The organism is Streptococcus agalactiae ATCC 13813 (genome assembly GCF_000186445.1).
GTDB classification, from domain to species: domain Bacteria; phylum Bacillota; class Bacilli; order Lactobacillales; family Streptococcaceae; genus Streptococcus; species Streptococcus agalactiae.
This window is the reverse complement of record NZ_GL636070.1, coordinates 1,334,591-1,356,698: the sequence shown is the minus strand read 5'-3', so window position 1 is coordinate 1,356,698 and position 22,108 is coordinate 1,334,591. Positions and strand designations below refer to the sequence as shown.

Annotated in this window: 20 protein-coding genes and 1 riboswitch; of the genes, 16 read left to right on the top strand and 4 right to left on the bottom strand. The window is 35.3% G+C overall.

Translation table 11 applies throughout. The features are described from left to right. The first annotated feature begins 53 nt into the window (after positions 1 to 53). The 12 genes from HMPREF9171_RS106820 (at position 54) to HMPREF9171_RS106875 (ending at position 12,213) form a co-directional block, all read left to right on the top strand. A complete protein-coding gene (locus HMPREF9171_RS106820) occupies positions 54 to 1,001 on the top strand; it encodes a competence protein CoiA (protein ID WP_000903648.1) in 948 nt (315 codons plus the stop codon). A gap of 15 nt (positions 1,002 to 1,016) precedes the next feature. Then, positions 1,017 to 2,822 (top strand): oligoendopeptidase F, encoded by a 1,806-nt coding sequence (gene pepF, locus HMPREF9171_RS106825; protein WP_001282889.1) that lies wholly within the window; start codon positions 1,017 to 1,019, stop codon positions 2,820 to 2,822. A 194-nt stretch (positions 2,823 to 3,016) separates the two neighbouring features. Beyond that, complete coding sequence (locus HMPREF9171_RS106830) at positions 3,017 to 3,643, top strand: HAD hydrolase-like protein (protein ID WP_000736936.1); 627 nt, start codon at positions 3,017 to 3,019, stop codon at positions 3,641 to 3,643. A 73-nt stretch (positions 3,644 to 3,716) separates the two neighbouring features. After that, positions 3,717 to 4,424, top strand: a complete 708-nt coding sequence (locus HMPREF9171_RS106835; RefSeq protein ID WP_000250853.1) for an O-methyltransferase — start codon at positions 3,717 to 3,719, stop codon at positions 4,422 to 4,424. 60 nt (positions 4,425 to 4,484) lie between these two features. Further along, positions 4,485 to 5,414, top strand: coding sequence for a peptidylprolyl isomerase PrsA (prsA, locus tag HMPREF9171_RS106840; RefSeq protein WP_000857817.1), 930 nt, complete (start codon positions 4,485 to 4,487; stop codon positions 5,412 to 5,414). A gap of 241 nt (positions 5,415 to 5,655) precedes the next feature. Further along, positions 5,656 to 6,141 (top strand): LURP-one-related/scramblase family protein, encoded by a 486-nt coding sequence (locus HMPREF9171_RS106845; protein WP_000190196.1) that lies wholly within the window; start codon positions 5,656 to 5,658, stop codon positions 6,139 to 6,141. Positions 6,142 to 6,156: 15 nt separating this feature from the next. After that, entirely contained in the window at positions 6,157 to 8,775 is a 2,619-nt protein-coding gene (alaS, locus tag HMPREF9171_RS106850; RefSeq protein ID WP_000661562.1) for an alanine--tRNA ligase, read from the top strand. Positions 8,776 to 8,856: 81 nt separating this feature from the next. After that, complete coding sequence (locus tag HMPREF9171_RS106855; RefSeq protein WP_000232926.1) at positions 8,857 to 9,573, top strand: DUF554 domain-containing protein; 717 nt, start codon at positions 8,857 to 8,859, stop codon at positions 9,571 to 9,573. Between the two features lie 87 nt (positions 9,574 to 9,660). Further along, positions 9,661 to 10,479: a glycosyltransferase family 8 protein gene (locus HMPREF9171_RS106860; RefSeq protein ID WP_001050370.1), complete on the top strand. Its 819-nt coding sequence runs from the start codon at positions 9,661 to 9,663 to the stop codon at positions 10,477 to 10,479. 419 nt (positions 10,480 to 10,898) lie between these two features. Further along, positions 10,899 to 11,192, top strand: coding sequence for a PH domain-containing protein (locus HMPREF9171_RS106865; protein WP_000245558.1), 294 nt, complete (start codon positions 10,899 to 10,901; stop codon positions 11,190 to 11,192). 44 nt (positions 11,193 to 11,236) lie between these two features. Then, a complete protein-coding gene (locus tag HMPREF9171_RS106870) occupies positions 11,237 to 11,452 on the top strand; it encodes a helix-turn-helix transcriptional regulator (protein WP_000522957.1) in 216 nt (71 codons plus the stop codon). A gap of 2 nt (positions 11,453 to 11,454) precedes the next feature. After that, positions 11,455 to 12,213 carry a DUF3169 family protein gene (locus HMPREF9171_RS106875; protein WP_032459119.1) on the top strand — a complete coding sequence of 253 codons (759 nt, stop codon included), beginning with the start codon at positions 11,455 to 11,457 and terminating at the stop codon, positions 12,211 to 12,213. Positions 12,214 to 12,297: 84 nt separating this feature from the next. On the opposite strand, the gene thiT is transcribed toward HMPREF9171_RS106875, so the two are convergent. The 4 genes from thiT to HMPREF9171_RS106895 all read right to left on the bottom strand — a co-directional run bounded on the left by thiT (position 12,298) and on the right by HMPREF9171_RS106895 (position 16,724). Continuing rightward, positions 12,298 to 12,861, bottom strand: coding sequence for an energy-coupled thiamine transporter ThiT (thiT, locus tag HMPREF9171_RS106880; protein ID WP_000042136.1), 564 nt, complete (start codon positions 12,859 to 12,861; stop codon positions 12,298 to 12,300). 57 nt (positions 12,862 to 12,918) lie between these two features. Next, positions 12,919 to 13,017, bottom strand: a riboswitch (TPP riboswitch). A gap of 84 nt (positions 13,018 to 13,101) precedes the next feature. Then, positions 13,102 to 14,061: a class 1b ribonucleoside-diphosphate reductase subunit beta gene (gene nrdF / locus HMPREF9171_RS106885; protein WP_000214845.1), complete on the bottom strand. Its 960-nt coding sequence runs from the start codon at positions 14,059 to 14,061 to the stop codon at positions 13,102 to 13,104. A 201-nt stretch (positions 14,062 to 14,262) separates the two neighbouring features. Beyond that, a complete protein-coding gene (gene nrdE / locus HMPREF9171_RS106890) occupies positions 14,263 to 16,422 on the bottom strand; it encodes a class 1b ribonucleoside-diphosphate reductase subunit alpha (protein WP_000053871.1) in 2,160 nt (719 codons plus the stop codon). 77 nt (positions 16,423 to 16,499) lie between these two features. Next, positions 16,500 to 16,724 (bottom strand): redoxin NrdH, encoded by a 225-nt coding sequence (locus tag HMPREF9171_RS106895; RefSeq protein WP_000719060.1) that lies wholly within the window; start codon positions 16,722 to 16,724, stop codon positions 16,500 to 16,502. A gap of 381 nt (positions 16,725 to 17,105) precedes the next feature. Here HMPREF9171_RS106895 and HMPREF9171_RS106900 point away from each other — a divergent pair, with 381 nt between their 5' ends. The 4 genes from HMPREF9171_RS106900 to HMPREF9171_RS106915 all read left to right on the top strand — a co-directional run bounded on the left by HMPREF9171_RS106900 (position 17,106) and on the right by HMPREF9171_RS106915 (position 22,077). Further along, positions 17,106 to 17,369 (top strand): phosphocarrier protein HPr, encoded by a 264-nt coding sequence (locus HMPREF9171_RS106900; protein WP_000146945.1) that lies wholly within the window; start codon positions 17,106 to 17,108, stop codon positions 17,367 to 17,369. Between the two features lie 4 nt (positions 17,370 to 17,373). After that, positions 17,374 to 19,107 carry a phosphoenolpyruvate--protein phosphotransferase gene (ptsP, locus tag HMPREF9171_RS106905; RefSeq protein ID WP_000138153.1) on the top strand — a complete coding sequence of 578 codons (1,734 nt, stop codon included), beginning with the start codon at positions 17,374 to 17,376 and terminating at the stop codon, positions 19,105 to 19,107. Positions 19,108 to 19,256: 149 nt separating this feature from the next. Next, entirely contained in the window at positions 19,257 to 20,684 is a 1,428-nt protein-coding gene (locus tag HMPREF9171_RS106910) for an NADP-dependent glyceraldehyde-3-phosphate dehydrogenase (RefSeq protein ID WP_000159917.1), read from the top strand. A gap of 139 nt (positions 20,685 to 20,823) precedes the next feature. Next, positions 20,824 to 22,077 (top strand): polysaccharide deacetylase family protein, encoded by a 1,254-nt coding sequence (locus HMPREF9171_RS106915; RefSeq protein WP_000733369.1) that lies wholly within the window; start codon positions 20,824 to 20,826, stop codon positions 22,075 to 22,077. The last annotated feature ends 31 nt before the right edge of the window (positions 22,078 to 22,108 follow it).

The window sequence follows — 22,108 nt, the reverse complement described above, 5'->3', positions numbered from 1 at the left end:
GAAAAGTTATCCGAAAGGATAACTTTTTTCGAATAGTAAAAGTAGGAGAAAAAATGTTAATTGCTAAAGACAGACAAGGAAATTTAATTAATCTACTCGAGTCTCATCCGGGAAAGGGACAGTATTTTTGTCCAACTTGTTGTTCAGCTGTAAGGTTAAAAGCAGGTCGAATCATGAGAAGACACTTTGCACATATTAGTCTAAAAAATTGTCAGTTTTATCATGAAAATGAGTCTAATGAGCACTTGCAATTAAAAGCAAAGTTATATATGAGTTTAAGTAGAGAGAATGAAACTATGCTCGAGCATCATTTGCCAGAAATTAATCAGATTGCAGATTTATTTGTGAATGAGGCATTGGCTTTAGAAGTTCAGTGTAGCCGACTATCAGAGCAGCGACTTAGGGAGCGAACAAAAGCATATCTACAGGCAGACTTTCAAGTGAGATGGTTACTAGGGGAAAAACTCTGGTTAAAGCATCGTTTAACAAATCTACATAAACAATTTTTACAATTTTCTCAAAGTATCGGATTTCATATTTGGGAGTTAGATTTGAGGTTAGAAGTACTGAGACTAAAATATTTGATTTACGAAGATTTACGCGGACATGTCTATTACTTAAGTAAAACTTGCCCTCTTAGTGGAGACGTTCTAGCATTTTTGAAGTGGCCATACCAATCAAAAAATCTAAATTTTTATAAGGTTAAACAAGACAGAAATATCAGAGATTATGTGCGTCAGCAGTTACGCTATGGCAATCAATTTTGGTTACGAAAACAAGAAAAGGCCTACCTTTCTGGTCAGAATCTATTGACCCAAGAGCTAATGATGTTTTTTCCTCAAATACAGCCACCACGTGTAGATACTGATTTTTGTCAAATAACAAATTCTCTAACATCGTTTTATCAGAATTTTACAAATTATTATCAAAAAAATAAGAATAACTTAGACCAAACACTTTATCCCCCTGTATTTTATGATAAAATAGTCACTAAGAATTAAACTGGAGGATACAAAATGTCAGACAATCGCTTACATATTGAAGAAAAATACCAATGGGATTTAACTACTGTCTTTGCGACTGATGAGTTATGGGAAACTGAAGTGGTAGAGCTTACTCAAGCCATCGATGACGCAAAGGGTTTTTCAGGTCATCTGTTGGACTCAAGCCAATCTTTATTGGAGATCACGGAGGTTGAATTAGATTTATCTCGCCGTTTAGAAAAAGTTTATGTCTATGCTTCAATGAAAAATGACCAAGACACCACTGTTGCGAAATATCAAGAATTTCAAGCGAAAGCGACAGCGCTCTATGCAAAATTTAGTGAAACATTTTCGTTTTACGAGCCAGAACTATTGCAACTTTCAGAGTCTGATTACCAGTCATTCCTTTTAGAAATGCCTGACTTGCAAAAATATGATCATTTCTTTGAGAAAATATTTGCAAATAAACCTCATGTCTTATCTCAAAACGAAGAAGAATTGTTAGCTGGTGCTAGTGAGATTTTTGGAGCAGCTGGTGAGACATTTGAAATCCTTGATAATGCAGATATGGTCTTCCCAGTTGTAAAAAATGCAAAAGGTGAGGAAGTTGAGCTTACACATGGTAATTTCATTTCCCTTATGGAATCTAGCGATAGGACGGTTCGAAAAGAAGCATATCAAGCTATGTATAGCACATATGAACAATTCCAGCATACTTACGCTAAAACATTACAAACAAATGTGAAATCTCAAAATTTTAAAGCTCGTGTGCATCATTATCAATCAGCACGCCAATCAGCTCTATCTGCCAATTTTATTCCAGAAGAGGTCTACGAAACTCTAATTAAGACAGTTAATCATCATTTACCGCTCTTACATCGTTATATGAAGTTGCGTCAAAAAGTTCTTGGGCTAGATGATTTGAAGATGTATGACGTATATACACCCCTTTCTCAAATGGATATGAGTTTTACTTATGATGAAGCTCTAAAAAAATCAGAGGAGGTTCTGGCTATTTTTGGCGAAGCATATTCTGAACGTGTTCATCGTGCTTTTACTGAACGTTGGATTGATGTCCATGTTAACAAAGGAAAGAGGTCAGGCGCTTATTCAGGTGGATCTTATGACACTAATGCTTTCATGCTTCTTAACTGGCAAGATACTTTAGACAATCTTTATACGCTGGTGCATGAAACTGGACATAGTCTACACTCGACGTTTACTCGTGAAAATCAACCCTATGTTTATGGTGATTATTCTATTTTCCTAGCTGAAATTGCATCAACAACAAATGAAAATATATTAACAGAAACCCTTTTGAAAGAAGTTAAAGATGATAAAAATCGCTTTGCAATTCTCAATCATTATTTGGACGGTTTCAAAGGAACAATTTTTAGACAAACACAGTTCGCTGAATTCGAACATGCCATTCATGTAGCTGATCAGGAGGGGCAAGTACTAACTAGCGAATATTTAAACAAACTTTACGCTGAGTTTAATGAAAAATATTATGGTTTGACTAAAGAAGATAATCATTTTATTCAATATGAATGGGCAAGAATTCCACACTTTTACTACAATTATTATGTTTTCCAATATGCAACCGGCTTCGCAGCAGCAAATTATTTAGCAGAGCGTATTGTAAACGGTAATCCGGAGGATAAAGAGGCCTACCTAAATTACCTTAAAGCTGGGAATTCAGATTACCCTCTAAACGTCATTGCTAAAGCCGGTGTTGATATGACTAGTGCAGACTATCTGGATGCAGCTTTTAGAGTATTTGAAGAGCGTTTAGTGGAACTGGAAAATCTTGTAGCAAAAGGCGTCCATAATGATTAAGTTGAAAATATAGCTATTGAAGTAAAACCAGTCAACTAGACTGGTTTTTGATAGTGATCAGTTATTTTATAGTTTGTTTTGAGAGTGGTTTTGGTAAAGTTAGTTAGTGGAAAACTCAATAGGTGGAAATACCTACCCAAGCTATGATTTTTATGAGACCAAAACTGCTATTGTCAAAAAAGAAGGGAAATAGGATGAAAAAGCTTACTTTTATTTGGGATTTAGATGGGACATTAATAGATTCGTATGTACCAATTATGGAAGCTCTTGAAGAAACCTATCGTCATTTTGGCTTAATATTTGATAAAGAATTAATCCATGAATATATTTTACAGGAATCAGTGGGGAAATTATTGGTAAACCTTTCAGAGGAAGAGCAAATACCTCATGAAAAACTGAAAGCATATTTTACAAAAGAACAAGAAAGTCGAGATTCTAAAATACATTTAATGCCATATGCAAAAGAGATTTTAGAATGGACCAAAGAACAAGATATCCCCAATTTTATGTATACACATAAAGGAGCAAGTACGCATTCAGTGTTGGAAACCTTGCAGATCTCTCATTATTTTGATGAAATTTTAACTGGTGTTTCGGGATTCGAGCGAAAACCACATCCACAAGGGATTAATTATTTAGTTAAACGATATTCTTTAGATAAATCAATGACTTATTACATAGGAGATCGTCCACTAGATTTGAAGGTTGCTCAAAATGCTGGTATAAAATCCATAAACTTAAGATTAGAGAATTCCAAAGAAAACTATAATATTTCAAGTCTCAAAGATATAATATCACTTGATTTTACTCGTTTGGATTAAATCATTCTCAGAGTTAGACATTTTTTGCTATAATAAAAAAGTTATTATTTAAAATAGAAAAGAGGAGCCAAAAGTGGTTCAATCTTACAGTAAAAATGCTAATCATAATATGCGCCGTCCAGTAGTTAAAGAAGAAATTGTTCAATATATGCGTCAGCACCAAAAACAAAATAATGGCTGTTTAGCAGAGTTAGAGGCATTTGCTAAACAGGAAAATATCCCTATTATACCTCATGAAACAGCGACTTATTTTCGTTTTTTGATGCAAACATTACAACCTAAGCACATTTTAGAAATTGGAACAGCCATTGGTTTTTCGGCCCTTTTGATGGCAGAAAATGCTCCTGAAGCAAAGATAACAACGATCGATCGTAATGAAGAGATGATTGCCTTGGCTAAGGAAAACTTTGCAAAATATGATAATCACAATCAGATAACCCTTTTGGAAGGCGATGCTGTGGATGTGTTACAAACATTGGATAAATCTTACGATTTTGTATTCATGGATTCTGCTAAGTCTAAATATATCGTTTTTTTACCTCAAGTATTAAAACATTTAGATGTTGGAGGAGTAGTTGTTTTAGATGATATTTTCCAAGGTGGAGATATTGCAAAACCTATCGATGAAGTGAGAAGAGGTCAGCGAACTATCTACCGAGGTCTGCAACGTTTATTTGACTCGACTTTGCAACATCCTGATTTAACTGCTACTTTGGTACCTTTGGGAGATGGTTTATTGATGATTCGTAAAAATGCAGATCATATTGTACTAGAAGATTAAGGCATTTTTAAGAAATTATGATATAATAATGGAGTTAATGACAAAAAGGAGTTATAAATCATGAAAACAAGATCAAAACTTGCAGCAGGCTTTTTGACACTTATGTCAGTTGCCACATTAGCTGCCTGCTCAGGTAAAACATCAAATGGAACAAATGTTGTTACAATGAAGGGCGACACTATCACAGTCTCTGATTTTTATGATCAAGTAAAAACATCAAAAGCTGCACAACAATCAATGCTTACATTGATCCTTTCACGTGTTTTTGATACACAGTATGGTGATAAAGTTTCAGATAAAAAAGTATCAGAAGCTTATAATAAGACAGCTAAAGGCTATGGTAATTCATTTTCAAGCGCACTTTCACAAGCAGGTTTGACTCCGGAAGGTTACAAACAACAAATTCGCACAACTATGCTTGTGGAATATGCTGTAAAAGAAGCAGCTAAGAAAGAATTAACAGAAGCAAACTATAAAGAAGCATATAAAAACTATACTCCTGAAACTTCTGTACAAGTAATCAAATTGGATGCAGAAGATAAAGCTAAATCTGTCCTTAAAGATGTAAAGGCTGATGGAGCTGATTTTGCAAAGATTGCAAAAGAAAAAACAACAGCTACTGATAAAAAAGTTGAGTATAAATTTGATTCTGCAGGGACAAGCCTCCCTAAAGAAGTTATGTCAGCAGCCTTTAAGCTAGATAAAAATGGTGTTTCAGATGTGGTGTCAACGGTTGATTCAACAACTTATAAAACAAGTTACTACATCATTAAAGTAACTGATAAGACAGAGAAAAAATCTGATTGGAAATCTTACAAAAATCGCTTAAAAGAAGTTATTCTTAAGGATAAAACAAGCGATAGAGCCTTCCAAAATAAAGTGATTTCAAAAGCCTTAGAAAAAGCTAATGTTAAGATTAAAGATAAAGCATTTGCGGGCATCTTATCACAATATGCTACAACAAGTGGTTCATCATCACTTAAAAAATAGTTGACCAAGTCTTAAAAAGACTGTATAATTAATACTATTGAGAATGAAATTTCAACGATTAGATACAGAAAAGTGACGGTTGCTGCGAGTCATGGATAATCAGAAAAAGATGCTACTCAATGGGGTAAAACTAAAAATAAATGAGAATGACAAGTTCATTGAATGAAGGTGGTACCGCGGTTTTCGCCCTTCGTAATGGACTTGTCTTTTGCTATTTGTCAACTTTCGAGGAGGAAGAGATATGGCTACTTTTCAAATTAAAGAAAAAATGTTTTCTCTAGGCGGTAAATTTACTATTACAGACCAGACTGGGCTTCCCTGTTATCACGTTGAAGGAAGTTTGTTCCCTCTACCTAAGACTTTTAAAGTCTTTGACGAAGAGGGGCATCTCATTAGTCAGATTGAGAAGAAGGTTTTAAGTTTTTTACCAAAGTTTAATGTGACATTAGCCAATGGGAATCATTTCACGATTAAGAAAGATTTCTCATTTTTGAAACCTCACTACACCATTGAAGACCTTGATATGGAAGTTAAGGGAAATTTTTGGGATATGGATTTCCAACTCTTAAAAGACAATCAAGTTATAGCAAACATATCTCAACAGTGGTTTCGTATGACTTCAACTTATCAGGTAGAAGTTTACAATGAAACTTACAACGATTTGACAATTTCGCTTGTCATAGCGATCGACTATGTCAAAGAGTTAGAAAAAAATGCATCAAACTAATTTTAGGAGAGAATAATGAAAGAATTATCGTCTGCACAAATCCGCCAAATGTGGTTGGATTTCTGGAAATCCAAAGGACATTCCGTTGAGCCTTCAGCTAACTTGGTTCCTGTGAACGACCCAACGCTTCTTTGGATCAACTCAGGTGTTGCAACCTTGAAAAAATATTTTGATGGTTCAGTGATTCCAGAAAATCCACGTATTACCAATGCACAAAAATCAATTCGTACTAATGATATTGAAAATGTTGGTAAAACAGCACGTCACCATACTATGTTTGAAATGCTTGGTAACTTCTCAATTGGAGACTATTTCCGTGATGAAGCTATTGAGTGGGGATTTGAACTCTTGACAAGTCCTGAATGGTTTGACTTCCCTAAAGACAAGCTCTACATGACTTATTACCCAGATGACAAGGATTCATATAACCGTTGGATTGCTTGTGGCGTTGAACCAAGTCACTTGGTGCCAATCGAGGATAACTTCTGGGAAATCGGTGCTGGTCCTTCAGGTCCAGATACTGAGATTTTCTTCGACCGTGGTGAAGATTTTGATCCAGAAAATATTGGACTTCGTCTTTTGGCTGAAGATATCGAAAACGATCGTTACATCGAAATCTGGAACATCGTTCTCTCGCAATTCAATGCTGACCCAGCCGTACCACGTTCAGAATACAAAGAATTGCCAAACAAAAACATTGATACGGGTGCGGGTCTTGAACGTCTTGCAGCTGTTATGCAAGGGGCAAAAACAAACTTTGAAACTGACCTTTTCATGCCTATCATCCGTGAAGTAGAGAAATTGTCAGGTAAAACTTACAATCCAGATGGCGAAAACATGAGTTTCAAGGTTATCGCTGACCACATCCGTGCGCTTTCATTTGCTATCGGTGATGGTGCGCTTCCTGGAAATGAAGGTCGTGGTTACGTTCTTCGTCGTCTTCTTCGTCGTGCGGTTATGCACGGTCGCCGTCTTGGCATCAACGAAACTTTCCTTTACAAATTGGTTCCGACTGTTGGACAAATCATGGAAAGCTACTACCCAGAAGTGCTTGAAAAACGTGACTTTATCGAGAAAATCGTTAAACGTGAGGAAGAAACATTTGCTCGGACTATCGATGCAGGTAGCGGTCACTTGGATTCATTGCTTGCGCAGCTTAAATCTGAAGGTAAGGATACTCTTGAAGGTAAAGATATCTTCAAACTTTATGATACTTATGGATTCCCGGTTGAATTGACAGAGGAATTGGCAGAAGATGCAGGCTACAAGATTGACCACGAAGGCTTTAAGTCAGCCATGAAAGAACAACAAGACCGTGCGCGTGCGGCTGTTGTTAAGGGTGGTTCAATGGGTATGCAAAATGAAACTCTAGCTGGTATCGTTGAAGAATCACGCTTCGAATACGACACATATAGTCTTGAATCAAGTCTTTCAGTTATCATTGCTGACAATGAACGTACTGAATCTGTTTCAGAAGGTCAAGCTCTTCTTGTCTTTGCTCAAACACCATTCTATGCTGAAATGGGTGGACAGGTTGCTGACCACGGTGTCATCAAAAATGATAAGGGTGACACAGTTGCTGAGGTTGTTGATGTTCAAAAAGCACCAAATGGTCAACCTCTACACACTGTAAGCGTTTTGGCATCACTTTCAGTTGGAACAAACTACACACTTGAAATCAACAAAGAGCGTCGTTTGGCTGTTGAGAAAAACCATACAGCAACTCACTTGCTCCATGCAGCCCTTCACAATATTATCGGTGAACACGCAACTCAGGCTGGTTCATTGAACGAAGAAGAATTCTTGCGCTTTGATTTTACTCACTTTGAAGCAGTAAGCAATGAGGAACTTCGTCACATTGAACAAGAAGTTAATGAGCAAATTTGGAACGCTCTTACAATCACAACGACTGAAACTGACGTTGAAACCGCAAAAGAGATGGGAGCAATGGCACTTTTTGGTGAGAAATATGGTAAAGTGGTTCGTGTGGTTCAAATTGGTAATTATTCTGTTGAACTTTGCGGTGGAACTCACTTAAATAATTCTTCAGAAATCGGTCTCTTCAAGATTGTCAAAGAAGAAGGTATTGGTTCAGGCACTCGTCGTATTATTGCAGTTACTGGTAGACAAGCTTTTGAAGCTTATCGTAACCAAGAAGATGCACTAAAAGAGATTGCTGCTACTGTAAAAGCTCCGCAATTGAAAGATGCAGCAGCTAAAGTACAAGCTCTTAGTGACTCACTTCGTGATCTTCAAAAAGAAAATGTAGAGCTTAAAGAAAAAGCAGCAGCTGCAGCAGCTGGTGATGTCTTTAAAGATGTTCAAGAAGCTAAGGGCGTGCGCTTCATTGCTAGTCAAGTTGATGTTGCAGACGCAGGTGCACTTCGTACATTTGCTGATAACTGGAAACAAAAAGACTACTCTGATGTGCTTGTTCTCGTAGCAGCTATTGGTGAGAAGGTTAATGTCCTTGTTGCAAGCAAAACTAAAGATGTCCACGCTGGTAACATGATCAAAGGATTGGCACCAATTGTAGCAGGTCGTGGTGGTGGTAAACCAGACATGGCTATGGCAGGTGGTAGCGATGCAAGTAAAATTGCAGAGCTTCTAGCAGCAGTTGCAGAAAATTTATAAGAAATACTTCTCATTTAGTTAGTAAATAAAACAGGCAAAGGGCAGAACATCGTTCTGTTCCTTTGTGTATATAGGAGAAATATGGTTGGTTTAGGAACAGTTATCAATGTTATTCTTATTATAGTTGGAGGCTTTGTAGGTTTATTTTTGAAAAATTTTTTGAAAGAATCACTTCAAAAGAGCCTCATGCAAGCCATGGGAGTTGCAGTTTTATTTATTTCGATATCAGGTGTTTTGGAGAAAATGATGTTAGTCGAAAAGTCACATCTCATCTCTAATCATACAAATATGATGATTATTACTCTTGCTCTAGGTACGGTACTTGGAGAGTTGCTATCACTAGATTCGTATATTGATAAATTTGGGAACTATCTTAAGCAAAAAACAGGAAGTGGTAACGATATTAAATTTGTGGAAGCATTCGTCACCTCAACTTGTACTGTTTATATTGGAGCAATGGCCGTTGTTGGTAGCATTCAAGATGGTATAGCAGCAGATCATTCGATTTTATTTGCTAAGGGAATGTTAGACATGATTATTATTGCAATTATGACAGTGTCTTTAGGGAAAGGGGCTCTATTTTCTGCACTTCCTGTCGCTTTACTACAAGGTAGCCTTACGATTGTTGCTTTTTTCATGGGGAGCCTACTTAATCCATCATCTTTAGATTACCTTAACTTAGTAGGAAATATGCTTATATTCTGTGTCGGTGTTAATTTACTCTTTAACCTAAATATTAAAGTTATCAATATGTTGCCAGCAATTATTTTAGCTATATTATGGGGAAGTTTTATATAAAAGATAACCAAGTTTTAACTCAAACTTGGTTTTTCTTTAGACATATGTTAGGATGAAAGAAGATATACTACGGAGGGGATCCAACTCATGAATCTATTATTTTCTATTGATGATATGTACGTAGATCATTTTAAAGTGATGCTTTATTCGCTTGTCCGACAAATCAAGAATCGTAAGTTAGAGATATATGTCTTACAAAAAACATTACTCGAACGTCATACAGAACTTATTCAATATACTCAAAATTTAGAAGTTGGCTATCATCCAATAATTGTAGGTACCGAAGTATTTGCTCAGGCACCTACAACTGATCGCTATCCAGATACGATATATTATCGACTTTTGGCTCATAAATTTTTACCTGAGACCTTAGATAGGATACTTTATTTAGATGCAGATATGCTTTGCTTAAATGATTTCTCAAGTTTATATGATATGGAGTTAGGTGATCAACTATATGCAGCGGCAAGTCATAATACTGATGGTAAGTTTCTAGATTATGTCAATAAATTACGATTAAAAAATGTAGAGCTAGAATCCTCTTATTTCAATACAGGGGTACTCTTGATGAACTTGCCTGCTATACGAAAAGTTGTTCATCAACAAACTATCTTAGATTACATGAAGCAAAACCGTGGTCGTCTAATCTTACCAGATCAGGATATCTTAAATGGCTTATACGCTAATTTGGTTAAACCAATACCTGATGAAATTTATAATTATGATGCTAGGTATAGTCTTATTTATCAATTAAAAAGCCGTAATGAATGGGATTTAGAGTGGGTTATTAACCATACTGTTTTCTTGCATTTTGCAGGACGAGATAAACCATGGAAAAAAGATTATAGAGGACGTTACTCGGGCCTTTATAAGTTTATGGCCAAAGAGGCTTTAACTAAAAATTGAATATTCAAAAGGTTACTAAATAGAAATAATTTAGTAACCTTTTTTGGGGTGATATTTTAATGATATCAATAATCTTTGCTAATAATTATTTATAAAAAAGAAAAATAATATCAAAGGAGAAGCGTGTTAAAATCACTTAATCATTTAACAATCAAATTAATCATTGTTTCAAAAGCACAATGATTTTAGGAGTTAGTCAAATGAAAAGGAATTTATTATTACAGGTCGGATGGTTGCAAGAGTTATGGAAACCCTAGTTTGCTTATGTATGGTAAGTAATCTTGTTCTTGATATGCTTGATATAATAGAAATAAATGAAATTGTATTTTGTGTGTTGGTAGCATCAATTGCAGGGCTTGAGTTTTGTTTGCAAAAAGAAAGGGAGTAGATAGATGGAATTTTTGGCTTAATGGCTTTTTATGGTCATGACGTATATTGGTGTACCTAAAGAGCAAAAGGCACTCAGTCGTAGGGGTAAACAATTAGAAAAAATAAATCAGGGAGGAAAAACACTTATGTCACAAATGATTCAAGATTTAGTAGGAAGCACATGTATGATTTATTTAGAGGATGGTTCTCAAACTCATCCTTATGAGATTTTAAAGGTAGATGAGGATTGGGTACAGATTCGTCGCAACTTGAAACGAAGTAAAGAGGAGGTGCGTATTGTCCGTATTCATGATATCAAGGAATTGCGTCCAGTCAATAAATAGAGCGAGGAATAAATCTATATATCATTTTATAAAGGAGAAAAATGATGGGATTAATTTTAAAAAATAGACTCAAAGAATTGCGTGCACGAGATGGTATCAATCAAACAGAACTCGCTAAATTAACAGGAGTCTCAAGACAAACAATTAGCCTAATTGAACGCGGAGAATATACGCCATCTGTTATTATTGCTATGAAGATTTCTCAAGTATTTAAAGAATCCCTAGAGAATGTTTTTAGTTTAGTGTCAATGGAGGAATAATGATGAAAAATTTTATAAAACAAAGTGATACTACATTTGTTCGAATTATCAAAAGCCTTTTAATTGGTGGTTTTATAGGGGCCATACTTGGTTCCGTAGGAGCTCTTTTTAACATATTTGGTCAAGATAAGTACTTATCTGAAATTAATATTGTTCAATATTTCCTATGGGTTAGTCGTATTGTTGTAATTATAACAGCTCTCTTTAGTCTCATCTACCTCTATCAGATTCAAAAATATCAGAAAGTTTTTTTCAATGTTGATGAAAGTCAATCTGAAGAAATTTATCGCCAGATTAATTTAAGACATTCTTATGGGATGACTTTTGTTTCAATTTCAATAGTACTCAGTATAGTTAATACTTTATTTAACTATAAACTAAATATTTTTGATGATTCAGTTACTTTAGCTATTCCAATATATGATTTATCACTGCTATTTGTTTTATTGGGTTTACATATATATTTTTTAAAGGTATATCAGAATATCCGAGGTATAAAAATGACAGTCGCTCCAACTTTAAAAGAGTTGAAAAACAATGTCTTACAATTGGACGAAGCAGAGTTGGAATCAAATTATAAGACGTGTTTTGATATTGTCATGAATTTAAGTGGTTTTATTTTCCCTACGATCTATTTTGTACTATTCTTTATCTCATTTGTTTTTCAAAAAGTGGAGATTGTAGCAATTATTATAACAACATCTATTCATATCTACATTCTCATTAAGTCTTTAAAAGCAGCGCGTCATTTTTATAGATAGTAGTAGCTAGATTTTTTATCAAAAAACTTATATTAGTGTAAAATAAAAGGATTGATTCTTTGAAAATCAATCCTTTTATTTTTTCTATTTCTTAGGTAAAAAGAAGCTAGGGTAGCTGATAACTAAAATAATAATACTAATGACTACAAAAAATAGAGTTAACAAACCAGCAGTACCATTGACGCTTAATGAGTATAATGTAGCAGACATACCTTTTGGTGCATAACTAGCCCAAAAAATAACACCAGCGATATAATGCCAAACATAACGAACAAATGTTGCTAATATTGCTCCAGATAATGCTAATGATAAAGCTTTAGTTTTAGAGCTGCTGCTAAGTGCATCTTTAAATTTAGCAGAAAATACGCCTGCAAGTCCCATACTTATAAATGCTAAGATGTATTCTATAAAAACTTGGGATAAACTAAGGTAATATACTTTGGAAAGAACAAAGTGCAATAAGCCCCAAATTAAGCCAGCAAATAGACCGTATTTTGTACCACGACGTAATGCAAAAAGTATCAGAGGAATTGCTCCAAAAGAGGGAGTGAACCATGACGCAAAATCAGGAATCATTGATAAAGCCATAGCAAGCGCTGCAAAAATAGCAGTTTCAATAAGGCAGGTAGTGTTGTTATTTTTTGACATAAAAAATCTCCTTTTTTTATACAGCAAAGGAGATTCTTTTGTCATTTGTCATGTTTAACCAATTCAAACCACAATTCCTACGCTCGTTCTAACGAGATCAGGTTAGAGGATTTTGCATATCTGCAATCTCAGCTCAAGGCACTCCCTTGTGTATTTACTCTAACATTCTATCTTGAAAGGGTTTGCTTGTCAAGAAATTTGTATTTAACTAGAAAAAGACACTAAATCAGTGTCTTTTTCTTATAATCCATAGTTATAGTCATCATCATGCATAGCTTCAACGCTACCAAGTAGGTAACCATTACCTACTTGAGAGAAGAAGTCATGGTTTGATGTTCCTGTTGAAATACCATTCATAACAATTGGGTTGACATCATTTGCTGTATCTGGGAATAAAGGATCTTGTCCTAAATTCATAAGAGCTTTATTAGCATTGTAGCGTAAAAAGGTCATAACTTCTTCAGTCCATCCTACGCCATCATAAAGTGTCTTGGTGTATTTTTCTTCGTTTTCATACAGCTGATAAAGGAGGTCATACATCCAATCACGAAAATTCTCTTGCTCATCTTCTGGTAATTCGTTAAATCCAAGCTGGAATTTGTAACCGATATAAGTACCATGTACAGATTCATCACGAATAATTAATTTAATGATTTCAGCAACATTTGCTAACTTATTATTTCCCAAATAGTAAAGAGGTGTGAAAAAGCCAGAATAAAAAAGGAAAGTTTCGAGGTAGGTGGAAGCCACCTTTTTTTGAAGGGCATTTCCATTAGCATAAATGTCATTGATAATACGTGCTTTTTCTTGAAGGAACTCATTATTATTAGTCCACTCGAAAATTTCTTCAATTTCTGATTTAGTATTTAAAGTTGAGAAAATTGAAGAATAAGATTTAGCGTGAACAGATTCCATGAATTGAATATTGTTTAAGACAGCTTCTTCGTGAGGCGTGCGAACATCAGCACGAATAGCTTCAACACCAGTTTCTGATTGCATGGTATCAAGTAGGGTTAATCCTCCAAAAACCTTGCCAACAAGATCTTTTTCTTGAGCAGAAAGTTTGCGCCAATCGTCTAAGTCATTTGATAAAGGGATACGTGTATCGAGCCAAAATTGTTCGGTTAGTTTTTCCCAAGTTGATTTATCAATAACATCTTCAATTTCGTTCCAGTTTATAGCTTCGTAGTAAGTTGTCATGGTTTTCTCCAATGGTAAATAGGTTTTTATATAATGATGATGGAAGAAGAGTAGAATATAGAATTCTGATCTAGCAATATTTCAAGTTTATCGATTTTTAGAAAAATAAAGATGAAAATACCTTAGAAAATAAGATAACATCATGAAACTGAGATAGTTTATCTCAGTCTAGTTTCTGATGTTTTAAGTAGAGTTTCTTCGTTAGATGACACAACTTTCGCATTGATTAGCTCCGACTTCGCTACCATCATCTGTAAAAGTACGGATATAGTAGATTGATTTCACACCTTTGTTGAAAGCATAGTTACGTAGGATTGAAAGGTCGCGAGTAGTTTGCTTACTTTCTGTTTTCCACTCGTACAACTCCTTTGGTAATTCGCTTCGTAAAAAGAGTGTCATTGAGAGACCTTGGTCTACGTGCTCAGTTGCTGCGGCATAGACGTCTATTACTTTACGCATATCCATATCATAGGCAGAAGTGTAATAAGGGATAGTATCTGTAGCTAAGCCATTAGCTGGATAATAAATTTTCCCGATTTTTTTCTCTTGACGCTCTTCAATACGTTGTGTAATAGGGTGGATAGATGCTGAACAATCGTTGATATACGAAATAGAACCATTCGGAGCAACTGCAAGCCGATTTTGATGATATAGTCCGTCTTTCATAACTGCGTATCTAAGGTTTTCCCAATCTTTAGCTTCGGGGATAAAATGATTAGCAAATAGGGATTTTACTTTGTCAGATTGTGGAACAAATTTTCCAGATACATATTTATCAAAGTATGTACCATCAGCGTATTTTGATTTTTCAAAACCTACAAAGGTTGTTTGACGTTCGCGGGCAATATTGTTTGATTCTACTAAGGTCCAGTAGTTCATTAGCATGAAATAAATATCAGTAAATTCAATTGATTCTGGACTACCATATTCGATATGATTTTTTGCCAAATAGGAGTGGAGTCCCATTGCTCCAAGTCCAAATGTATGTGCTTGAGCATTTCCGTTCTTAATAGTTGGAACAGCTTCAATATTTGATGAGTCAGTAACGAAAGTTAGAGCACGAGTCATTGTTTTAATTGATTTTCCAAAATCAGGAGATGTCATCATATTTAAAACATTAGTTGAGCCAAGGTTACAAGAAATATCAGTTCCCATTTCAAGGTATTCTTGAGCATCATTGATAAGACTTGGTTTTTGTACTTGCAAAATCTCAGAGCAAAGATTTGACATGATAATTTTTCCGTCAACAGGATTAGTACGATTAGCAGTGTCAATATTGATGATGTAAGGATAACCTGATTCTTGTTGAAGTTTAGAAATCTCTGTTTCTAAATCACGAGCATTGATTTTTGTTTTAGTGATATTAGGATTAGCGACTAATTCATCGTATTTTTCGGTAATATCAATATAGCTGAAAGGAACACCATATTCACGTTCGATACTATAAGGACTAAACAAGTACATTTCTTGATTGTTACGTGCTAGTTCATAGAATTTATCGGGTACAGTAATCCCTAATGACAATGTTTTAACACGTACTTTTTCATCAGCATTTTCTTTTTTAGTTGATAAGAATGAAATAATATCTGGATGGAAAACGTCAAGGTAAACAACTCCAGCACCTTGGCGTTGTCCAAGTTGGTTGGAGTAAGAAAAACTGTCTTCAAATAATTTCATGACTGGAACGACTCCAGAAGCAGCACCAGCAAAACCTTTGATAGGAGCTCCAGCCTCACGAAGGTTGCTAAGTGATATTCCAACCCCACCACCAATACGAGATAATTGAAGAGCTGAATTAATCGAACGACCAATAGCATTCATATCATCAGTTACTTGGATTAAGAAACATGAGACTAATTCTCCGCGACGACTTCGACCAGCATTTAAAAAACTTGGTGTTGCAGGTTGATAGCGTTGTGAAATCATTTCTAGAGCTAAGTCAGTTGCTAGTTCTTCATCACCGTTTGCAAAATAAAGAGCGTTAAAGAGAACGCGATCTTCAATACTTTCTAAATAGTATTCTCCATCATTTGTTTTTAATGCATACTGTTGATAAAACTTATAGGCTGCCATGAAGGATTTAAAACGAAACTTTTTATCGAAGAGTTTGGTAGATAATTCTTCAATAAATTCAGGACGATATTTATTGAGGAAAGCTTCTTCAAGATAATCATACTTAAGGAGGTAAGCAATTTTATCAGTGATTGAGTCAAAAGCTTTTGAATTAGGCTGTACGTTTTCTTTGAAAAAAGCAGTTAAGGCTTCTTTATCTTTATGGAGTGGGATTTGTCCATTAACAGGACGGTTAATTTCATTATTTAGGCGAAAGTAAGATACATCGCCAATATTTTTTAAACTCATTGAATTTATCCTCTTAACTTAACAATACAAAATGGGAATAAAGCAATTAATTGCTTTATTCCCAGACTCTAATTTGCTTAAACAAGTTCTTTTAGTTTGCTTGGTTGGAAACCTGAAAAAACAACATTACCAGCTTCAATCACTGGAGCCGCAGAAAAGCCGAGATTTTTCACATATTCAATTTTTTCTGGTTTTTCATCAATATTAATTTCTTCAAAATCAGCGCCGTGCTGGTCAAGAAATTTCTTAGTCATTTTACATTGCATACAGTTGTTTTTCGAAAAAACAGTAATAGCTGCCATGTTGTCCTCCTAATTTTTTTCATGGTAATAGCATATAAAAAAAGAATGGAAAAAGCAAGTGTTTTATTTCTAACAAAACACAATATATAGTGTCTTAAAATAAAATGAGACACTATATTTCGTTTTTAGGGTTAGTTTAAAAGCTTTCAGCCTGTTTTCCAATTCCTTTCAGAAGAACATAAAAAAATCATTTTTAGAATTCTATTTTTAAATTCTAAGACTCTCATTTTTAATATGAAAAGCTGTGGAAAACATTCAAGTTTTTTTCTGTTTGAGACATTTAATCTTGAAAAATAAAAAGCAATATGTTATACTTTTAACTTGTAAGGGTTACCAATAGGTGACTCAAATATTTACAAATGACAAAAGGAGAACCATAATATGGCTTCAAAAGATTTCCACATTGTTGCAGAAACAGGTATTCACGCACGTCCAGCTACTTTGCTTGTCCAAACAGCTAGCAAATTTGCTTCAGACATCACGCTTGATTACAAAGGTAAAGCAGTAAACCTTAAATCAATCATGGGTGTTATGAGTCTTGGTGTTGGTCAAGGTGCTGATGTTACTATTTCAGCAGAAGGTGCAGATGCAGATGATGCAATTGCAGCTATCGAAGAAACAATGACAAAAGAAGGATTGGCATAAGAAAATGACAGAAATGCTTAAAGGAATCGCAGCCTCTGATGGTGTTGCAGTTGCTAAAGCATATCTACTTGTCCAACCGGATTTGTCATTTGAGACTGTAACAGTCGAAGATACAAACGCAGAAGAAGCTCGCCTTGATGTTGCACTCCAAGCTTCACAAGACGAGCTTTCTGTTATCCGTGAGAAGGCAGTAGAAAGCTTAGGCGAAGAAGCCGCAGCTGTATTTGATGCTCATTTAATGGTTCTTTCTGACCCAGAAATGATTAATCAAATTAAAGAGACTATTCGTGCAAAACAAGTAAATGCAGAAACAGGTCTTAAAGAAGTGACTGATATGTTCATCACTATCTTTGAAGGTATGGAAGATAACCCATACATGCAAGAACGTGCAGCAGATATCCGTGATGTTGCCAAACGTGTCTTAGCACATCTTTTGGGTGTTAAATTACCAAACCCGGCAACTATCAATGAAGAATCAATCGTTATTGCACACGATTTGACACCTTCTGATACAGCTCAATTAAATAAACAATTTGTTAAAGCTTTTGTAACAAATATTGGAGGGCGTACAAGTCACTCAGCTATTATGGCACGTACACTCGAAATCGCAGCTGTTCTTGGTACAAATGATATTACTGAACGTGTTCAAGATGGTCAGTTGATTGCTGTTAATGGTATTACTGGTGAAGTTATCATTGAACCAACTGAAGCTCAAATTTCAGCCTTCAAGGCAGCAGGTGAAGCTTATGCCAAGCAAAAAGCTGAATGGGCACTTCTTAAGGATGCACAAACAGTTACTGCTGATGGTAAACATTTTGAATTAGCTGCTAATATCGGTACACCTAAAGATGTTGAGGGTGTTAACGAAAATGGAGCAGAAGCAGTTGGTCTTTACCGTACAGAGTTCTTATATATGGATTCACAAGATTTCCCAACAGAAGATGAGCAATATGAAGCATATAAAGCAGTTCTTGAGGGTATGAATGGTAAACCAGTTGTTGTTCGTACAATGGATATCGGTGGAGATAAAGAGCTTCCTTACTTTGATCTTCCAAAAGAGATGAACCCATTCTTAGGATTCCGTGCATTGCGTATTTCAATTTCTGAAACTGGTGATGCAATGTTCCGCACACAAATCCGAGCACTTCTTCGTGCTTCAGTTCATGGACAGCTACGCATCATGTTCCCAATGGTTGCTTTGCTTAAAGAATTCCGTGCTGCTAAAGCTATATTTGAAGAAGAGAAAGCGAACTTGTTAGCTGACGGTGTAGCAGTAGCTGAAGGCATTGAAGTTGGTATTATGATTGAAATCCCAGCGGCAGCTATGCTTGCAGACCAATTTGCAAAAGAAGTTGATTTCTTCTCAATTGGTACTAATGATCTTATCCAATACACAATGGCTGCGGACCGTATGAATGAGCAAGTTTCATACCTCTATCAACCATACAATCCATCAATCCTTCGTTTGATTAACAACGTTATCAAAGCTGCTCATGCTGAAGGTAAATGGGCAGGTATGTGTGGTGAGATGGCCGGTGATCAAACTGCGGTTCCACTTCTTGTTGGTATGGGATTGGATGAATTCTCAATGTCAGCAACCTCAGTACTTCGTACACGTAGCTTAATGAAAAAATTGGACACAGCTAAAATGGAAGAATACGCTAATCGTGCTCTTTCAGAGTGTTCAACTATGGAAGAAGTTATCGAACTTCAAAAAGAATACGTTGACTTTGACTGAGAATAATAAAAAAGTAGGGATTAAAAAATCTCTACTTTTTTATTGAAAGTTTGGATATTGTTAAGTTTCTAAGGAAAATATGTCAGATAATTGAAATAAATAGATAAAGTGATAGAATAAACCTATTACAATGTAAAAGGAGATTTACTTTGACAAAAGAATATCGAAATTATGTCAATGGCGAATGGAAATCATCTGTTAATCAGATTGAGATTTTGTCACCAATTGATGATTCTTCATTGGGATTCGTGCCAGCGATGACTCGAGAAGAAGTTGATCATGCCATGAAAGCGGGTCGTGAAGCTTTACCAGCCTGGGCTGCTTTGACAGTATATGAACGTGCACAATACCTTCATAAAGCCGCAGACATTATTGAACGTGATAAAGAAGAAATTGCTACTGTTTTAGCAAAAGAAATTTCTAAAGCTTACAATGCTTCAGTAACTGAGGTTGTAAGGACAGCTGATCTTATTCGTTATGCAGCAGAAGAAGGAATTCGTTTATCAACTTCAGCTGACGAAGGTGGAAAAATGGATGCTTCAACAGGTCATAAGTTGGCTGTTATTCGTCGTCAACCAGTAGGTATCGTTTTAGCAATCGCACCTTATAATTACCCTGTTAACCTCTCAGGATCAAAAATTGCGCCAGCTCTAATTGGTGGAAACGTTGTGATGTTTAAACCACCAACACAAGGTTCAGTCTCAGGACTTGTTTTAGCAAAAGCTTTTGCAGAAGCAGGTCTTCCAGCAGGTGTCTTTAATACTATTACAGGACGCGGTTCTGAGATTGGAGATTACATTGTTGAGCATGAAGAAGTTAATTTTATTAACTTTACAGGATCAACGCCAGTTGGACAACGTATTGGTAAGTTGGCAGGAATGCGTCCAATTATGCTTGAGTTGGGCGGTAAGGATGCAGGTATCGTCTTAGCTGATGCTGACCTTGACAACGCTGCTAAACAAATCGTTGCAGGTGCTTATGATTACTCTGGACAACGCTGTACGGCAATTAAGCGTGTGCTTGTCGTTGAAGAAGTTGCAGATGAATTGGCAGAAAAAATATCTGAAAATGTAGCAAAATTATCAGTAGGTGATCCATTTGATAATGCAACGGTGACACCGGTTATTGATGATAATTCAGCTGACTTTATTGAAAGCTTAGTAGTAGATGCACGTCAAAAAGGTGCGAAAGAATTGAATGAATTTAAACGTGATGGTCGTCTATTAACTCCAGGATTGTTTGATCATGTTACTTTAGATATGAAACTAGCTTGGGAAGAGCCTTTTGGACCAATTCTCCCAATTATTCGTGTCAAGGATGCAGAAGAAGCTGTTGCTATTGCCAACAAATCTGATTTTGGATTACAATCATCAGTCTTTACACGTGATTTCCAAAAAGCATTTGATATAGCAAATAAACTTGAAGTTGGTACAGTTCACATTAACAATAAGACTGGACGTGGTCCTGATAACTTCCCATTCTTAGGACTCAAAGGATCTGGTGCAGGTGTTCAAGGTATCAGATATTCAATTGAAGCAATGACAAATGTAAAATCGATTGTTTTTGATATGAAATAGACGTAAAACGACTCAACTATTGTCAGTTGAGTCGTTTTATAAACCTCTTTTACATTAAAAATAAAGAATTATATAATCTTCTAAAGTGGTTTTATTTTTGTGATATAATTGTCATAAAAAATAACAAAAGAGCCATTATATGAAGAAATTAATTATAGGTATTTTTAGTCTAATTATTATAGCGATTCTTGCTTGGCAAGGTTTTTCGTTTTTGAAACATAAGGAAATAAAACTTCAACAAGCTGTTGTTGAAAAAGAAATTCGCATAGCCGAGAAAACGGTAGAAGTGGTGAAAAGACAGAAAACTGAACGTGTTCTTTTTCTTGAACCTAAAGGATATGACAAAAGTCTAAGCGCTGATATTTTAAAGTGGAATCAAAAAAGTTTTGAGCATAAAAAATTTTATGACAATCAATACATTATTCTACGTCCTCAATTAGCAGATTCTAACTTTGCAAATGTTAAAAAATTATCCATTTATCAAATCTTATATCAAAAAGAAAAAGGAAGTATGTTTCAAAAATCAAGTCGCCTTTTGAGAACCTACTTACTTGATCAAAATAAGAAACCTTTTGAATTAGATGAGCTTTTAGCTCATAATATATCTGGATTTAAGGCTATTTTAGAAAATATAGCTCCAGGAACTCAACTAAAGGAACATGATAGCAATAAAGAATTTTTAAAAACTGGAATAGTAACAGATGGGCTAGATGTTAAAGATGGTAAGTTAATTATTAATGATTTAAAATTACCACTTGATAAATTATATAATGTGATCGATGAGTCATATTTAAAATCAAGTGATCTAGATTTAGTTTCTAACTTAAAAGCTAAAGCACCACGTGTTGCACTTACCTTTGATGATGGACCAAATGAAAAAACGACTCCTAAAGCCTTAGAAATCCTTAAAAGATATAATGCTAAAGCGACTTTCTTTGTAATGGGACAAAGTGCTGTAGGGCACACAGATATTTTACAAAGGATGCATGCTGAAGGTCATGAGATTGGTAATCATACATGGGATCATCCTAATTTAACCAAACTGCCAGCGGAGAAAATCAAGGAAGAGATTCATAAGACTAATGATCTGATCATGAAAGCAACAGGACAAAAACCGGTGTACTTACGTCCCCCTTACGGAGCAACAAATGCTACTGTAAAAACAGTGACAGGATTGAAAGAAATGTTGTGGTCAGTTGATACAGAAGACTGGAAAAATCATAATACACAAGCAATGATGACCAATATCAAAAAACAATTACGTCCTGGGGGAGTGATTTTGATGCATGATATTCACCAGACATCCATAGATGCTTTGCCTACAATTATGGATTATCTGACAACCCAGGGTTATTATTTTGTTACTGTAGGTGAATTATATTCAACGCCTTAATAAAAAAAGAAACAAGTTACTTGTTTCTTTC

Bases quoted from the DNA above. Each gene is read 5' to 3' on its own strand.
- HMPREF9171_RS106820 (WP_000903648.1), top strand. From the start codon at position 54: ATGTTAATTGCTAAAGACAGACAAGGAAATTTAATTAATCTACTCGAG.
- pepF (WP_001282889.1), top strand. From the start codon at position 1,017: ATGTCAGACAATCGCTTACATATTGAAGAAAAATACCAATGGGATTTA.
- HMPREF9171_RS106830 (WP_000736936.1), top strand. From the start codon at position 3,017: ATGAAAAAGCTTACTTTTATTTGGGATTTAGATGGGACATTAATAGAT.
- prsA (WP_000857817.1), top strand. From the start codon at position 4,485: ATGAAAACAAGATCAAAACTTGCAGCAGGCTTTTTGACACTTATGTCA.
- HMPREF9171_RS106845 (WP_000190196.1), top strand. From the start codon at position 5,656: ATGGCTACTTTTCAAATTAAAGAAAAAATGTTTTCTCTAGGCGGTAAA.
- alaS (WP_000661562.1), top strand. From the start codon at position 6,157: ATGAAAGAATTATCGTCTGCACAAATCCGCCAAATGTGGTTGGATTTC.
- HMPREF9171_RS106855 (WP_000232926.1), top strand. From the start codon at position 8,857: ATGGTTGGTTTAGGAACAGTTATCAATGTTATTCTTATTATAGTTGGA.
- HMPREF9171_RS106860 (WP_001050370.1), top strand. From the start codon at position 9,661: ATGAATCTATTATTTTCTATTGATGATATGTACGTAGATCATTTTAAA.
- HMPREF9171_RS106865 (WP_000245558.1), top strand. From the start codon at position 10,899: ATGGTCATGACGTATATTGGTGTACCTAAAGAGCAAAAGGCACTCAGT.
- HMPREF9171_RS106870 (WP_000522957.1), top strand. From the start codon at position 11,237: ATGGGATTAATTTTAAAAAATAGACTCAAAGAATTGCGTGCACGAGAT.
- HMPREF9171_RS106875 (WP_032459119.1), top strand. From the start codon at position 11,455: ATGAAAAATTTTATAAAACAAAGTGATACTACATTTGTTCGAATTATC.
- thiT (WP_000042136.1), bottom strand. From the start codon at position 12,861: ATGTCAAAAAATAACAACACTACCTGCCTTATTGAAACTGCTATTTTT.
- nrdF (WP_000214845.1), bottom strand. From the start codon at position 14,061: ATGACAACTTACTACGAAGCTATAAACTGGAACGAAATTGAAGATGTT.
- nrdE (WP_000053871.1), bottom strand. From the start codon at position 16,422: ATGAGTTTAAAAAATATTGGCGATGTATCTTACTTTCGCCTAAATAAT.
- HMPREF9171_RS106895 (WP_000719060.1), bottom strand. From the start codon at position 16,724: ATGGCAGCTATTACTGTTTTTTCGAAAAACAACTGTATGCAATGTAAA.
- HMPREF9171_RS106900 (WP_000146945.1), top strand. From the start codon at position 17,106: ATGGCTTCAAAAGATTTCCACATTGTTGCAGAAACAGGTATTCACGCA.
- ptsP (WP_000138153.1), top strand. From the start codon at position 17,374: ATGACAGAAATGCTTAAAGGAATCGCAGCCTCTGATGGTGTTGCAGTT.
- HMPREF9171_RS106915 (WP_000733369.1), top strand. From the start codon at position 20,824: ATGAAGAAATTAATTATAGGTATTTTTAGTCTAATTATTATAGCGATT.